Genomic DNA, 14986 nt, shown 5'->3' on the forward strand with positions numbered 1-14986 from the left:
GCTCAAGGGGCATCCAGCGCGCAGAAATGATACCCTCCAAGACGGGCACCATACCCAATCTTGACCACTGACCACCACTTTTTTACGACTTACTGCACCAAGGCGAGGGACCGGAGAATGGACGTACTCATCGTAGAGGACGACGATTCCATGGCCGCTGCCCTCCTTGCGGCGGTCAAATCCACCGGCCATGGTGCCACCCGTGTGGCCCGCGGCTCCGATGCCTTGCTCATCCACCGGGACTTCGATGTGATCCTGCTGGATCTGGGGCTCCCGGACATGGACGGCTTGGACGTACTGCGCAAGTTGCGTCAGGTCACCGACTCTCCCGTGCTGATCCTCACCGCCCGTGATGATGAACGCAGCGTGGTCCTGGGCCTGCGCTCGGGCGCCGATGATTACCTGATCAAGCCGGTGAAACTTGTTGAGCTATTGGCCCGCATCGAGGCCGTCACCCGCCGCACCAACCTCTCCGGCGGAACGAAGAACACCCACATCACCCTGGGCGAGCTCTCCATCGATCTGGATCGCCGCGTGGTGGTTCTTGCCGCTCGCGAGGTGTCGCTCACTCCCACCGAGTTCGACCTGCTCGCGCTGCTGGCTAAAAACGCCGGGTCGGTGGTGACCCGGGAACAAATCCTCGATTCGCTCTGGGGAGACGCCTTTATGGCCTCCTCACGTTCCCTGGATGTGCACCTGACCGCTCTGCGCTCCAAGCTGGCCTTACCTGGCTTCATCGTTAATGTCCGCGGCGTCGGATACCGGATCGAAGCCGACCCGAAGTGAAGCTAAGAGTGCTGGGGGTGCTCAGTGTGCTGGTCGTGGCCCTGGTCCTGCTGGTCTCCAACGTGATCCTCTCCTCGGCGGGCAGCGAGCTCACCGCGCAGCTGCAGATCAGCCGGGTCGCCTCACTCAATCGCATCGCCCAGCTCGCCTATGATGCCGCATCCGAAGGGGAAACCGCGGTACTCAAGCGAGATATGGACACCTACTCCGGGCTCTACGGCGAGGCTCTGGTGGTGCGCATGCAGACCCAAACCCTGATTTCCGGCTCCGTGGACCCGCAACGTGCGGATATCCGTGATGCGCTGGCGCGGGCATCGCTGAATCTCTCGGACACCACGCTGCGACCGCTCACCCCCTTTGGTACCGAGACTCAGGTGATCTCCAGATCCTTCGGCAGCGCCAGCCAAGTCCTTGGTGCGGTGGTCATGGACGTAAATGTGGATGCCGCCCGGGAGAAACTGCGCCTGCGCTGGCTAAGCACCGGCGCCGCTGCCACCATGCTGGCCATCGTTTTGTTGCTGGCAGCGGGCCGGGTGACCGGCTGGGTGCTCCGTCCGGTCCAGCGTCTGGGGATGGCAGTGCGTGAGCTCAAGGAAACGGGGCGCAGCACCAAGGTTCCGGAGGCCGGGCCGCCGGAACTACGCGAACTCTCACGCTCCTTCACCGAGATGGCCACGACACTCGGTGAGCTCATCGAGTCCCAGCGCCAGCTGATTGCCGACACCTCTCACCATCTGCGTAATCCCATTGGTGCGCTGCGGCTGCGGGTGGATCTTTTGCAGCTCGAACTCAAGGACGCAAAGGCACGGGCCGCCGGGGACGGGGTGCTCGCCGAGCTTGAACGTGTGGAAGAAATCTTGGATTCGGTGCTGAAATTGGCGGTGGCGGAGCACCGGGCGCTCGAAGATTCACTTGGCACCAAGAACGTCGAGGGAGCAGCGGCCGTCGACACCCACGTGGACCCCGCGGTGGTCCTGGGTGAGGAGGTGGAGCGGGCACAACCTGCGGCTCTTGCGGCCGGGTGCATCCTGCGGCCTGTTACCCCGGAAGATCCGGGACTCGAGCTCAAATGCAATCGAATTGAGCTGGCTCAGATGATCGGCGAGCTACTGAACAATGCAATCAAATACGCCCCCGGGGCCGCCATCACCGCAACCCTGCGAATCGCAGCGGGCAACACGATCATCGAGATCACGGACACTGGCCCGGGGCTGAGCACCGCGCAGTTGGCGAACGCGACCACACGCTTCTGGAGGGCCGAGCAACACGCCACCGTTCGTGGCACGGGCATGGGGATGACCATCGTGGAAAAGCTCGCCACCGTCAATGGCGCACGGCTTAACCTCAGTGCCAACCAACCCCACGGGTTGCGCGCCAGCCTCACCTTTGTCACCCCACCGGGTCCGGGAGAAACGGAGCACCGCTCATGAGACGCGATGGCCTCACGCGGCGCAATCTCCTGCGCGCGCTGCTTGCGGCAGGTGCCGCCTCGGCGCTCACCCCGGTACTCGCCTCGTGTACTCCCACCCCGCGGGCAGCTTCCATGGTGGTGGCAGGTGGCGAAAGCGGTGGCTTCTATCTGGAGTTCGCCACCCTGCTGGCCGATTCCCTGCAGCGGCACCAAGTGGCATCGGTGGCATCAGTAGAAATCACCGGTGGCAGTTTGGATAACGTCAAAAAGTTACTCAGCGGTGAGGCCACGTTGGCGGTGGCGCTGGCGGATGCCGCGTCGCTGAGCGTCGGGCGGGAAAGCCAGCACGGCGGAAAAATCGTGGCCCTGGGCAGGGTGTATGAGAACTATGTCCATGCTTTGGTACGCAAGGACAGTCCCATTTCATCCATCAATGATCTGGTTGGACGCACCGTGGCGGTGGGCACCGAGGGATCTGGCACCTCATTGATTACCCCGCGGCTCTTTGACGTGGCCAAACTATCCACCATCACGGCCGGTTCCAGCAACAAGGCCGTCACGGTCCTGCCACTGGGCCTGAACGATGGACTGGCCGCGCTGGCGGAGAAGAGTGTGGATGCGCTGTTCTGGTGTGGCGGGGTACCCACCGCCTCCATTGCCAACGCGCATGCCACAACGCCATTTTCGCTACTGGATCTCTCGGCGTTGTTGCCCGGCCTGAGCCAAGAATATGGGACCTTTTACGACAAGGTACTGATCCCCGCCAATTCTTATGCGGGCATGGATGCGGTTTGGAGCATCGGTGTGGCCAATTTGCTGCTCTGCCGCTCGGATCTGGATGACGCCACGGTTAAGGCCACAGTAAAGCTGTTGGTCGGGCACGGGGATGAGCTGATTCCGCAATCCAGCGCTGGAGTGCAGTTCCTGAGCTCCGAAACCCTCATCAACACCGCTGATATCCCGCTGCACCCCGCCGCCGCGGCCGCCTACCGCGAACTCCACGGCTAGCCGAGCCCCAACGGCCTGGCACCGATGGGAAAAGACAATCGCTCCGTACCCGTGGCCTTCGAGGGTCAACACGTACGGAGCGATTTTTGAGGGCGGTTTAGCGCCAGCTCAGGGATCTTAGCGAGATCAGAGCGTCATGTCTTCCAGCTGGCGCCCGTTGGTCTCGCGCACCATCCGCCAGACGAAGAGGAACGAGAGCAACGCGAATCCGGCGTAGATGCCGTAGGCAAGCTGCAGGCCCAGGTCCGCGAGTGTCGGGAAAGTAGTGCTGACCACGAAGTTGGCGATCCATTGTGCTGCGGCACCGATCCCCAGGGCGAGCGCGCGGATGTTGTTGGGGAACATTTCCCCGAGCAATACCCAGACGACCGGACCCCAGCTGGCGCCAAAGCCGATAACAAACAGGTTCGCTGCGATCAGGGCAATCATGCCCCAGGAGCCCGGGAGGCTCACTTCTCCGTTGACGGTCACCGATTGGGCAAAGGCCACGGCCATGGTTCCCAGCGACAGGGTCATCATGCCAGAGCCGATGAGCAGCAGCAGTTTGCGGCCCAGAACATCAACCAGCGAGATCGCCACGATGGTTGCCACGATGTTCGTGACCGAGGTGATCACGGAGATCATGAAGGAGTCAGATTCCTGGAATCCGACAGACTTCCACATCGTGGTCGAGTAGTAGAAGATCACGTTGATGCCCACGAGCTGCTGGAAGATCGAGAGCAGGATGCCGATCCAGACCAGCTTCTTGAAGCCGAATTTGCCTCCAAAGAGGTCGGCAAAGCGTTGGCGTCGTTCCAAGTTAACCGTCGCCTTGATTTCGGCGATCTTGTTCTCCGTCGATTCTCCCGGAGTCATTCCCACCATGTTGATGAGCACCTGGCGGGCGCCCTCGTCATCGTTTTTCTCCACGAGGTAGCGCGGGGACTCGGGCAACCGAGATGCCAAGATGCCATAGACGACGGCCGGCACCAGTCCGGAGAGGAACATCCAGCGCCAAGCTTCAAGACCCAGCCACGCACTCTGGGATGCTCCACCGGCCAGCCAAGCGATCATGGCCGAGATGAGGAAGGCGAGGAAGATACCGATAACCAGTGCGAGCTGCTGCAGGGTGGCCAAGCGACCGCGTTGTTTCGAGGGGGCGATTTCGGCAATGTAAGCCGGAGCGATCACCGAAGCGAACCCCACGCCGATGCCGCCGATAAGCCGCCACCAGATCAGGTCCCACACGCCGAAGGCGAGTCCACAGCCCAAAGCGCTGGCAGCAAGTAGGACACTGGCCACAAGCATGGTGCGCACGCGGCCAAAGCGTTGTGAACACACGCCAGCAAACCAGGCACCCAGTGCGGCTCCCAACAGAGCGCAAGAAACGGTGAAGCCCAACATGACCGAACTCAGCGAGAACTGCTCGCGCACCGCATCAACTGTTCCGTTGATGATCGCGCTGTCGTAACCGAAGAGGAAGCCGCCGAGCGCTGCGGTTAATGCCATGGCGACAAGCCGAGGTGTGACCCGTCCGTCGTTCTGAATCTCAGGTGTATTTCGCGTCATCTCAGGCACCGATTCCCACTCGAGAGTGACCGCGGGTTACTTGCGGCAGGTCATGGCTTCGATACACGCTGAGATCTCCTTTGATTCATTGGTAAGACTCAATTAGTAAAGGAGCCTAAACATAGCGTTATCCAGCATATGGCACTACGGTAGGAATCCGAAAGACCTCCTACCCAAAGGAACAATCGCATGATCACCGCAGCCGCCTCCGGAACCCCCGACAGGCCCCTGCCGCAGAGTCTTGCCATCGGAACCGACCGACGCTTCTTGGACCAACTGCTCCGCAACGGCCCCAGCTCACGCACCGCCATTGCCGCTGCCACCGGACTCTCACGCCCCACCGCCTCGGAGGCCGCCACGCGCTTGTCGGAGACCGGATTATTGCGAATAATCCAAACCCCACCAAGCAATAAACGGGGCAGGATACCGGAGATTTACGATCTGGATCCCGCCTACGGACACACGCTCTCGCTGGCCGCAGCGGCCGGCCAAACTCGGGTCCAAACCCATGACTTGCGTGGCACGCTGCTTCACGACACCAGTGTGGATCTGCCACATTCGATCACCCCGGGCGAATTTGATTCGACCCTGCGCGAGCTCATCAGCGCCGCCGTCAAGACCACCGGATCCCCATGTCTTGCGGCAACAGCGTCGCAGGGCAACCCGGTAGATCCTTTGTCTCAGCGTCCGGTGGTCCTACCGGCCTCGGCCTTCCCGGAAGGCCGAGGGGATGTCGGCGCACTCCTACGCACTTTTTGCGATGGACCGGTGCGGCTGGATAACGACGTGAACTGGGCAACCCTGGCCGAACAGCGCATGGGTGTCGCCCGCGGAATTGATGAGCTCATCAATGTTTATCTGGGACCCGGTATCGGCGCAGGATTGGTCATGTCCGGCATGGTTCAGCGCGGCCGACATGGCGCCGCCGGAGAGCTGAGCTACCTCCGTTCGGGCGGACGCACATTGATCAGCCAGCTGCTGGAACACGGCGTGGCGGCCCCGGGCACCGATAGGTTGGATGTCCCGGGGTGCCTTGCGCTTTTTGCCACCACACCGGCACCGCACAACGCCGAACTATTTGTTGCCGCAGTCGCCCAGCAAATCAGCAACATTGCTGCGATCACCGACCCTCAGGCCCTGGTACTCAGCGGCCCGATCGCGAATAATCCCCCCTTCATTCGGATGCTCGGCCAAGCACTCAAGCCACTACTTGTTAATGCCGATCTTCAGATGCTCCCCAGCGCTTTAGATGCCGACGCTCCGTTGATCGGTGCCAGCTTGGCCGCACGGGATCTGGCCGAAGATCACTTCTGGAGCACCTACCGCTGCTAAATCTGCGCGTCCGAACGCGTCTGGATGCCGATAGCCCTCCCCCGTCGCTGTGACCGTGCAGTAGGCTAGCGGCGAGGGCGCGACGCTGCCCCCTCGATCAGTTATCAGGGGGGCGGATCATGTACACATTCGAGCAAGCCGATTCCTTCGCCCAATGGCGCCGACTGATCTCCTCCACCTTTGTGCCATTAGATGCAGAACCCGTGCGCAGCGGATCTTTCTCCGGGCGTCTGGGCGGACGGCAGCTCAACGACGTCGGCATCATGCGCATCGAGGCCAACCCACAGACGGTCCTGCGCTCCCCCGCATTGATCAAGGCCGGGAACGGCGTGGGCCATTACAAGCTCAGCCTTCAACTCAAGGGCCATGGGTTGCTGCTCCAAGATGGCCGCGAAGCGGTGCTGGCACCGGGGGATGTTGCCATCTATGACACCCAACGTCCCTACACGCTGAACTTCGAGCAGGACTTCGAAACCCTCGTGCTGATGTTCCCGCAACACTTACTGGGGCTTTCCCCGCAGGACGTTTCCGAACTCACCGCACGCTCCATGGGACGCGATAACCTCCTGGCCCAGGCAATTTCCCCGTTTGTGGTGTCTATTGCCGACCAGCTCCCGGGATTGCGCAGCCCCATTGGACACCGCCTCGCGATGAACATCGTTGACCTGCTCTCCACCTTGCTGGCCGATGAAATCCACGCGCAGCCCCTGTCCGGGTCCGATAACCATGCCAGGATGTTGCGGCGCATCCAGCACCATATTCAGGCACAACTGGCGGACCCATACCTGAGCCCGGATACGATCGCCGCGGCACACCACATAGCCACGCGCACCCTGCACAAGATCTTCGCCGAATCGTCATTGACGGTCAGCGGGTGGATCCGCGAACGCAGACTTGAGGCCGCCCGCCGCGACCTGGCCGACCCGCTGCGCTCCCACCTTCCGGTGCGGGAAATCGGCGCCCGCTGGGGACTGGTTGACCCGGCACATTTCAGCCGGATCTTCCGTGCGGCATTCGGCACCTCCCCCACCGCATACCGGCGCGCACTGGAACATTAAAAACACCAGCGCGTACCCCACCGATGAGCCAAAGGGGGCGCTGGGGAACAAGAAGCGTACGGGCAAAGACAAGCCACTGACATGTGGTCTGGGACACACTGGGATGAGAGCCTAATTTCCCCAGTCCTCAGGAGTGCCCGATCATGACCACCCAAATCACTTCCAGCTTTGCCACCGACGCAGAACTGCTGGCTGCCATCACACCGAACTCCGGCGGCCGGGAGATTTTTGACCCCGCGACTGGTGCCCTCGTTGCCCTGGCCCCGGAACACACCACCGCCGATCTTGAAACTGCCATCACCGCCGCCCGCGCCGCGCAGCCCGGATGGGCAGCGCGTTCGCACGCCGAGCGCAGTGATCTCTTGAACCTGGCTGCCGACGCGGTGGAAGCCAACGCCGAGGCGCTGGCGGTACTACTCTCGCGCGAACAGGGCAAACCGCTGAACGGTCCCAATGCCCGCTTTGAGGTCGGCGCCTGCGCCGCCTGGCTACGCACTACCGCCGGCTTTGAACTTGAGCCCGAGGTATTGGTTGATGATGAGGGTGGCAAGGCCGAGCTGCATTACCGCCCGCTGGGTGTTGTCGGTGCCATCGGCCCGTGGAACTGGCCCATGATGATCTCGGTCTGGCAGCTGGCACCGGCGTTGCGGATGGGCAATACCGTGGTGCTCAAGCCCTCGGAATACACTCCGCTCTCGGTGCTCGCCCTGGTGCACGTCATCAATTCGGTACTGCCGAAGGATCTATTGCACGTGATCTCCGGCGGACGCGATGTGGGCGAGGCCATCAGCACGCACGCCGATATCAACAAAATCATGTTCACCGGCTCCACGGCCACCGGCAAGGCCATCATCCGCTCCTCCGCCGATTCGGTGAAGCGACTGACCCTGGAGCTCGGCGGCAACGACGCCGGCATCGTATTACCGGACGCGGATGTGAAGGCCATCGTCACCGACGTCTTCTGGGGAGCCTTCATTAACACCGGCCAGACCTGCGCGGCGCTCAAACGCCTCTACGTGCATGAGGATATTTATGAGGAACTCTGCACGGCGCTGACCGAGGTGGCGGCCGCGATGCCCATGGGCGTGGGACTCGATGAGGCCAACGTGCTGGGCCCGCTGCAGAACCAGGCACAGTACAACATCGTCGCCTCCCTGGTTCAAGCCGCCGTGGATTCCGGGGCCCGAGTGCTCACCGGCGCCAACCCGGTGAACGATCAGCCCGGATTCTTCTACCCCACCACGCTGATCGCCGACATCGATAACAACAACCCGCTGGTCGCTCAGGAACAGTTCGGGCCGGCCCTTCCCATCATCAAATACTCCAATATCGACGATGCGGTGGCCATGGCCAACGGGCTCGACGTAGGTCTGGGTGCCTCGGTGTGGTCACGCGATAAGGATGCCGCACGCGCCGTGGCCGCCCGCATCGAAGCCGGCACGGTCTGGATCAATAAACACGGCGCAGTAGATCCGCGGGTTCCCTTCGGCGGCGCAAAGTCCTCGGGCTACGGTCTGGAATTCGGCGTGGAGGGCCTCAAGCACCTGGGCCAGCCCCAGATCATCAGCTACTAATCAGACGGGAAGATCATGACCATGGAACAGGATTACATCATCGTCGGCGCGGGGTCAGCAGGAAACGTGATGGCCCGCCGCTTACTCGATGCCGGGGCTCGCGTCACGGTGGTGGAGGCCGGAGATTTTGATACTAATCCCGACATTACCCACCTCTATACCCTTGGCGCACTGTGGCACAGTGCCCAAGACTGGAACTACTACACCACCGAACAGGCCGGCGCTTCCAACCGCCGCCTGCATTTACCGCGCGGCAAGGTCATGGGCGGGTCCCACGCGCTGAATGCCACCATCTGGGTACGCGGCGACAAATGGGATTTTGATACCTGGGAGAAGGAAGGCTGCGCCGGTTGGGGTTGGGAGGACGTGCTGCCGGTATATCAGTCGATCGAAAACTTTGATGGTGGAGCCTCCAGCACTCGCGGTGATTCCGGACTCTTGGATGTGAGTGAGGATTTTTCGCGCAATCCGATTCAGGAAGACATGCTGGCCGGTGCCATAGAAACCGGGATCCCGTTTAACGCCGATTACAACTCCGGGAGCGTTGAAGGAGTCTCCCGCATGCAACTTAATGTGCGTGATGGCCTGCGCTTTAACACTTGGCATGCCTACCTCAAACCCGTGGTGGATCACCCAAACCTCACGCTGCTCACCAACGCACTGGTGCGCCGACTGATTATTGAGGACGGGATCGTACGCGGAATCGAGTTTGAGCACGCCGGCGAGCGCAAAACCCTGCGCGCCACCGAGACGGTGCTGGCCGCAGGTGCCATCAACTCCCCCGAGCTTCTCTTGCGTTCCGGCATTGGGCCGCGGGCCGAACTAGAGGAACTGGGGATCACCGCGGTGCACGATCTGCCCGGGGTGGGGAAGAACCTGCAGGACCATCTGCTCTCCCCGGTCATCTACACCACCGGCACCGCGGAGGTACCGCTGGGAGATGTCGCCCCGGCCGAGGTTCATTTCTTCGCCAAGAGCCACGAGGATCTTCAGGTCCCCGATACGCAGCCGCTGTTCTTCTCGGTACCCATGTATTCCCAGGACTACGGACCGGGCGAGATGACGGGGCCGAATAACGGCTTCTCCCTGCTTGGTGGGCTGGTGCGCCCGGCCAGCCGTGGGCAGATCATGCTCTCGGGTCCCGGCGAGGACGATCCGCTCCTGATAGATCTGGGCGCTCTGCGCGAACAGGCAGATGTTGACGCACTGGTGGCATCTGTACGTCAGTGCCGGGAGATCGGCCGCTCTCGGGCGCTCGCCGGTTGGGCTCCGACCGAAATCTATCCGGGCCCCGAGGTCAAGGACGAGGATCTGGAGCAGTACGTTCGCGATTCGGTGGTCACCTATCACCACCAGGTTGGCACCTGCAAGATGGGTGTGGACGAGTTGGCAGTGGTGGACCCGGTGTCCTTCGCCGTCCATGGCCTGAGCGGACTTCGCATTGCCGATGCCTCGATCATGCCGTTGGTCCCCACGGGCAATACCAATGCCCCCTCGGTGATGATTGGCGAGCGCGCCGCAGCGGCACTGATCGCCGCCGGACACTAGGTAGTCGCAGGTGGGTGAGGGATCTTGAACATCTATCCCTCACCCACCTTTTCCGTGATGTTTGCCCATGGGTAGTCCCTGACATGCTTTTGGGTAAAGAATGCGAAATACTGGGCATTCACAATCACGAAGGCGAGCCCCACATGAGCAACCTCCAGCAAGACGCCGATGGCAACGTTCGCATGCGTGCCATCTACCCCAAGGGTGTCCGGGTGAATGTCATCTTTACCGATGGCACACAGGAAGAATTCACCGGCCAGCGCCTGAATGAACTGCGTGAGGCAGCCAATGCCGCATTCCGGCTGGCCAACTCCCTCGATGCCAAGGGCTTTGACCGCAACAAGGGCAAACCGGTGGCCCGCAACAAGATCGTCGAATTTGTGCCGATCCGCCCTGGCATGTCCACGCGCTAGCCCCGGCACACCGCGGTGAATTGTGCCGGGGTTTGAACCACCCCGGCGCTGCACGTCACCTGCCTCCCTCTTTTCGGACGCGCGGCGCCCCCTCCCGTTGCGTGGTGTTCACCAGTTAGAAACCTTCCAACGATAGACATCTAGGGTCACCATTCCCTGATCACTCGCTATCCGTTGGGAAACCTCTGCTTATGCCTCGATCCACTAGGCCATTTGGCCGCCTCACCCGTGCGTCGGCGGCCGTTGCCGCCCTCGCGATTGCCGGTTCCGCGTTTTATGCCACCGGCGCCGTCGCAGATATCGTCCCCGATCCGGTTTCCCATTCGGCGAAGGGAGCCGGGCTGAAGCTTAATGCGATCGGCTCCTACGAAACAGGAACCTTCGACAAATCCGCGGCCGAGATCGTCACCTACCACGCAGCCAGCAAGCGCCTGTTTGTGGTCAACGCGCAGGCCGGATCCGTCGACGTCCTGGACATTGCCGATCCGACCAAGCCCACCAAGCTCTACTCCATCGCCGGCGCGGGCGTGGCTAACTCGGTCGCTGTACGTGCCGACGGGCTAGGTGTCATTGCCCTGGAAGCGACCAACAAGACTGCTCCGGGCTCGTTACTCTTCTTTGATGCCAATGCTGCGAGCGCATCGACGCTGGGCAGCATCACCGTCGGCGCCCTGCCGGACATGGTCTCCATCTCCAAGGACGGCAGCTACGCCGTGGTGGCCAACGAGGGCGAGCCTGCGGATGACTTCTCTTCCGATCCCGAGGGCTCGATCAGCATTGTCACTCTGCCGGACTCGCTCCAGGCTCCCAAACAGTCGGCAGTCAAGACCGCTAAATTCCACGAATTTGAGGCCGGCGGATCCAAGAAACTGGCCAAGGGTGTCAGAGTCTTTGGCCCCACCCCGCACGGTGATGACAAGCCCGTCTCACGCAACCTCGAGCCCGAGTACATCGCGATCGACGGCAACACCGCCTATGCAGCGCTGCAAGAGGCGAACGCGGTGGCCGAAATCGATCTGCCCAGTGCCACGGTCACCACCATTCGCGCGCTGGGTCTGAAGGACCATTCGGTCTCCGGGCAGGGGCTAGACGCCTCTGACAAGGATGAGGCAGTCGACATCCGGACCTTTGATGGTCTCAAGGGTGCCTACATGCCCGACGGCATTAATGCCTACACCGTTGGTGCCACCACGTATTTGGTCACCGCCAACGAGGGTGATGCTCGCGAGTGGGGCGACTACACCGAAGGCGCCCGCGTTAAAGATCTCGGCACCGACTCACTGGCCCCCATCTGCGAGGACAGCCCAGCGGCTGCACTGAATGGAAGTGAAGATCTTGGCCGATTGAACGTCAGTACGGCTTCGGGCCTGAACGCGGATGGCAGCTGCTACGAAGAATTGGTCGCCTTCGGTTCGCGCTCGTTCTCCATCTGGAGCACCGACGGCAAACAGGTTTTTGACTCGGGAAATGATTTCGAGAAAATCACCGCCGCAGCAAATCCCGAGTTCTTCAATTCAAACCACTCCGAATCGAACCTCGAGGGTCGCAGTGACGACAAGGGCCCGGAGCCCGAGAATCTGACCCTGGGCACCATCGGGGAGCAGACCTACGCCTTTGTTGGTCTCGAACGAGTCGGCGGGGTCATGGTCTATGACGTTACCAATCCAAAGTCCGCCTCATTTGTCACCTACCTCAACAACCGCGACTTCTCCCAGTCGGTCGAGGATGGCGGAGACCTCGCCACGGCAGGAGACTTGGGCCCCGAGGGTCTGAGCTTCATCCCCGCCGATGGCTCTCCCACCGGAGCCCCCATGCTCGCGGTCGGTAATGAAGTATCGGGCACCACCACGCTCTTCTCCATCACCGGCGACGCGGTTCCGGCCCCAGCGCCGAAGACCACGAGCATCAAGATCCTGGGCATCAACGACTTCCACGGCCGCATCGAGGCCAACGGCGCCGAGGCCGGTGCAGCGGTCCTCGGTGGAGCTGTGGCGGAACTGAAGGAAGAGAACCCGAACACGCTTCTCGTCTCGGCGGGCGATAACATCGGCGCCTCGACCTTCACCTCGTTCTCCCAGCAGGACAACCCGACCATTGACGCCCTCGGCGCGGCGGGCCTGGATGTTTCGGTCGTGGGAAACCACGAATTCGACGCGGGCTTCGAGGACCTCCGCTCACGCGTCATTCCACGCTTCGCCAAGTCCACCGGCAATGACGGCGCCGACTACGCACTCGCGGCCAATGTCTATAAGGCGGGTACCAAGACTGCGGCCCTGCGCGAATACGCCATTCGCGAGGTTGACGGGGTAAAGGTCGGATTCATCGGCACCGTCACCGAATCCACCGCCGCCATGGTCTCCCCCGCCGGGATCAAAGACATCGAATTCGGTGATCAGCTCGAGGCCGCCAACCGCGTCGCCGAGCAGCTCACCGATGGCAAGGACTCCAACGGCGAGGCAGACGCCATCGTGCTGCTGACCCACGACGGATCGGCAGTTGATACCTGCGAAACCATCGCCACCGAGAAAACCACCTACGGTGAACTGGTGCGCAAGGCCTCCCCGAAGATCCAAGCGATCTTCTCCGGCCACACCCACCAGAGCTACGATTGCTCCTTCCCTGTCAAGGGCTGGGAAGCGGGCCTTGAACGCCCCGTCATCCAGAGTCACCAATACGGCACCACGCTCGGCGCCCTGGCATTGGAAATTGACCCGGAAACCAAGGACGTTGTGTCCCTTGCGACCGAGCTGCTTCCGCTGACCACCACCGACGAAACGAGTGAAGAAACTACCGCGAACTACCCGGCTCTACCGAGCGTCAGCAAGATCGTGGAGAAGGCCTCGGCCGCAGCAGAGGTTGCCGGTGAGGTGCAGGTCGGCGAGATCAGCGCAGATATCCTCCGCGGCGGCACCGAAGGCTCGGACCGCGGTGTCGAATCAGCTCTCGGTAACCTGGTAGCGGACATGCACCTGTGGTCCACCTCGAACGATTCCTTCGGCGGCGAAAAGGCCGATATCGGCATCATGAACCCCGGCGGTCTGCGCGCGGACCTGCTCTTCGGCAAGGACGGGACCGTCAGCTATAAGGCTGCCGCGGGGGTTCAGCCCTTCGGCAATACGCTGGTGACCAAGGATCTGACCGGAGCGCAGCTCAAGGAGATCTTGGAAGAGCAATGGCAGCCGGCGGGATCCTCACGTCCCAAGTTGCACCTGGGTATCTCCGCGAATCTTTCCTACACCTACGACCCCGACGCCCCGCGCGGAGAACACATCACCAGTGTGCTGTTTAAGGGTGAAGAGGTTAACAAGGATCAGGTCTTCCGTGTCGCTGCCAACTCGTTCCTGGCCGAAGGTGGAGACAACTTCACCACTTTCGCCGAGGGCACCAACGTCGCCGACAGCGGCCAGATCGACCTGGTTGCCGCGGTGGAGTACTTCAAGGCGCACCCCACCGTGGATCCAGCACCGCTGGGTCGCGCCGTGGTGGCAGGCACCGGCTGGGCAAAAGTCGCATTGGAGAACAACACCGTCCAACAGGGCGAAACCCTGAAGGCGGACGTTTCCGGTCTTGACGAGGGAACGCAGATCACAGCGGTCCTGCATTCGGACCCGATCGAGGCCCTTCAGATCCCCGCGGCCAATGCCGAGGGCGAAACCACCTTCGAGATTGAGGTTCCGGCCGACTTCGAGACCGGCACCCACACGCTGCTGGTCTCGACCGATGGCAAAGAGGACATCGCACTGGATGTCGAGGTTGCAGCGGTGTCTGCACCAAGCGAGACCCCGGCACCAAGCGAAGCCCCGACTCCAAACGAGACTCCATCACCGAGCGAGACGCCGGCGCCGAGTGAAGCACCCGAGCAAGGCGGCGAAGAGCAGGCTCCAAGCCAAAGCCCTGCACCCGTTGCACCTCAGGCCAATGACGGCGGCAACGAGCCGGAGTCTGCACCCCAACCAAACGGTGATCTCGCCAGCACCGGGGCCACTGTCGGCACCATTGCTGGGGCCGGCCTACTGCTGATGGCAGTGGGCGGGTTCCTGCTCTGGCGCCGTCACCGCACGTCGGTGAGCGATTCCAAGTAGTACCGAGCACCAACCACAAACGTCCTGGCTTCCCTACAAGGGAAGTCAGGACGTTTGTCTTTGGCTGGCGCACCGATCCACGCGCTGCTCAGCTATTGGACGTCTCAGGTTCCGGACTCACCGCCGCCGAGGCCCCAACGGGATCGGATCCACCTTCTCTGGCCTCTTTGACCCGCGGGTCTTTGGGCACCTCGCCGTGCGGTGGGCGATCGTAGAAGTTTTTGTA

General features: G+C 61.9%; 10 protein-coding genes. 9 read left to right on the forward strand and 1 reads right to left on the reverse strand.

The genetic code is table 11. The annotated features are described in order from the left end of the window. Positions 1 to 117: 117 nt before the first annotated feature. Genes HED64_RS03190 through HED64_RS03200 form a run of 3 tightly spaced genes read left to right on the forward strand, consistent with a single transcriptional unit; the run spans position 118 to position 3205 of the window. Entirely contained in the window at positions 118 to 786 is a 669-nt protein-coding gene (locus HED64_RS03190) for a response regulator transcription factor (protein WP_168150630.1), read from the forward strand. Next, a complete protein-coding gene (locus HED64_RS03195) occupies positions 783 to 2216 on the forward strand; it encodes an ATP-binding protein (RefSeq protein ID WP_168150631.1) in 1434 nt (477 codons plus the stop codon). Before HED64_RS03190 ends, HED64_RS03195 begins: the two co-directional genes overlap by 4 nt. Further along, a complete protein-coding gene (locus tag HED64_RS03200; RefSeq protein WP_168150632.1) occupies positions 2213 to 3205 on the forward strand; it encodes a TAXI family TRAP transporter solute-binding subunit in 993 nt (330 codons plus the stop codon). Before HED64_RS03195 ends, HED64_RS03200 begins: the two co-directional genes overlap by 4 nt. A gap of 126 nt (positions 3206 to 3331) precedes the next feature. On the opposite strand, the gene HED64_RS03205 is transcribed toward HED64_RS03200, so the two are convergent. Continuing rightward, entirely contained in the window at positions 3332 to 4753 is a 1422-nt protein-coding gene (locus tag HED64_RS03205; RefSeq protein WP_168150633.1) for a sugar porter family MFS transporter, read from the reverse strand. 189 nt (positions 4754 to 4942) lie between these two features. Here HED64_RS03205 and HED64_RS03210 point away from each other — a divergent pair, with 189 nt between their 5' ends. From HED64_RS03210 to HED64_RS03235, 6 genes are all read left to right on the forward strand, one after another. Next, positions 4943 to 6085, forward strand: a complete 1143-nt coding sequence (locus HED64_RS03210) for an ROK family transcriptional regulator (protein ID WP_168150634.1) — start codon at positions 4943 to 4945, stop codon at positions 6083 to 6085. Between the two features lie 119 nt (positions 6086 to 6204). Next, positions 6205 to 7143: an AraC-like ligand-binding domain-containing protein gene (locus HED64_RS03215; RefSeq protein WP_168150635.1), complete on the forward strand. Its 939-nt coding sequence runs from the start codon at positions 6205 to 6207 to the stop codon at positions 7141 to 7143. A gap of 143 nt (positions 7144 to 7286) precedes the next feature. Beyond that, complete coding sequence (locus HED64_RS03220; protein ID WP_168150636.1) at positions 7287 to 8717, forward strand: aldehyde dehydrogenase family protein; 1431 nt, start codon at positions 7287 to 7289, stop codon at positions 8715 to 8717. A gap of 21 nt (positions 8718 to 8738) precedes the next feature. Then, positions 8739 to 10265: a GMC family oxidoreductase gene (locus tag HED64_RS03225; protein ID WP_168150637.1), complete on the forward strand. Its 1527-nt coding sequence runs from the start codon at positions 8739 to 8741 to the stop codon at positions 10263 to 10265. A gap of 143 nt (positions 10266 to 10408) precedes the next feature. Further along, positions 10409 to 10678 carry a peptidase associated/transthyretin-like domain-containing protein gene (locus HED64_RS03230; protein ID WP_132359943.1) on the forward strand — a complete coding sequence of 90 codons (270 nt, stop codon included), beginning with the start codon at positions 10409 to 10411 and terminating at the stop codon, positions 10676 to 10678. A gap of 191 nt (positions 10679 to 10869) precedes the next feature. Next, complete coding sequence (locus HED64_RS03235; protein ID WP_168150638.1) at positions 10870 to 14760, forward strand: choice-of-anchor I family protein; 3891 nt, start codon at positions 10870 to 10872, stop codon at positions 14758 to 14760. Positions 14761 to 14986: the final 226 nt, after the last annotated feature.

It is taken from the genome of Paeniglutamicibacter terrestris (genome assembly GCF_012271785.1).
GTDB lineage: Bacteria > Actinomycetota > Actinomycetes > Actinomycetales > Micrococcaceae > Paeniglutamicibacter > Paeniglutamicibacter terrestris.

Excerpts from the sequence above, each read along its gene's own strand:
- HED64_RS03190 (WP_168150630.1), top strand. The coding sequence starts at position 118 with ATGGACGTACTCATCGTAGAGGACGACGATTCCATGGCCGCTGCCCTC.
- HED64_RS03200 (WP_168150632.1), top strand. The coding sequence starts at position 2,213 with ATGAGACGCGATGGCCTCACGCGGCGCAATCTCCTGCGCGCGCTGCTT.
- HED64_RS03205 (WP_168150633.1), bottom strand. The coding sequence starts at position 4,753 with ATGACGCGAAATACACCTGAGATTCAGAACGACGGACGGGTCACACCT.
- HED64_RS03210 (WP_168150634.1), top strand. The coding sequence starts at position 4,943 with ATGATCACCGCAGCCGCCTCCGGAACCCCCGACAGGCCCCTGCCGCAG.
- HED64_RS03215 (WP_168150635.1), top strand. The coding sequence starts at position 6,205 with ATGTACACATTCGAGCAAGCCGATTCCTTCGCCCAATGGCGCCGACTG.
- HED64_RS03220 (WP_168150636.1), top strand. The coding sequence starts at position 7,287 with ATGACCACCCAAATCACTTCCAGCTTTGCCACCGACGCAGAACTGCTG.
- HED64_RS03225 (WP_168150637.1), top strand. The coding sequence starts at position 8,739 with ATGGAACAGGATTACATCATCGTCGGCGCGGGGTCAGCAGGAAACGTG.
- HED64_RS03230 (WP_132359943.1), top strand. The coding sequence starts at position 10,409 with ATGAGCAACCTCCAGCAAGACGCCGATGGCAACGTTCGCATGCGTGCC.
- HED64_RS03235 (WP_168150638.1), top strand. The coding sequence starts at position 10,870 with ATGCCTCGATCCACTAGGCCATTTGGCCGCCTCACCCGTGCGTCGGCG.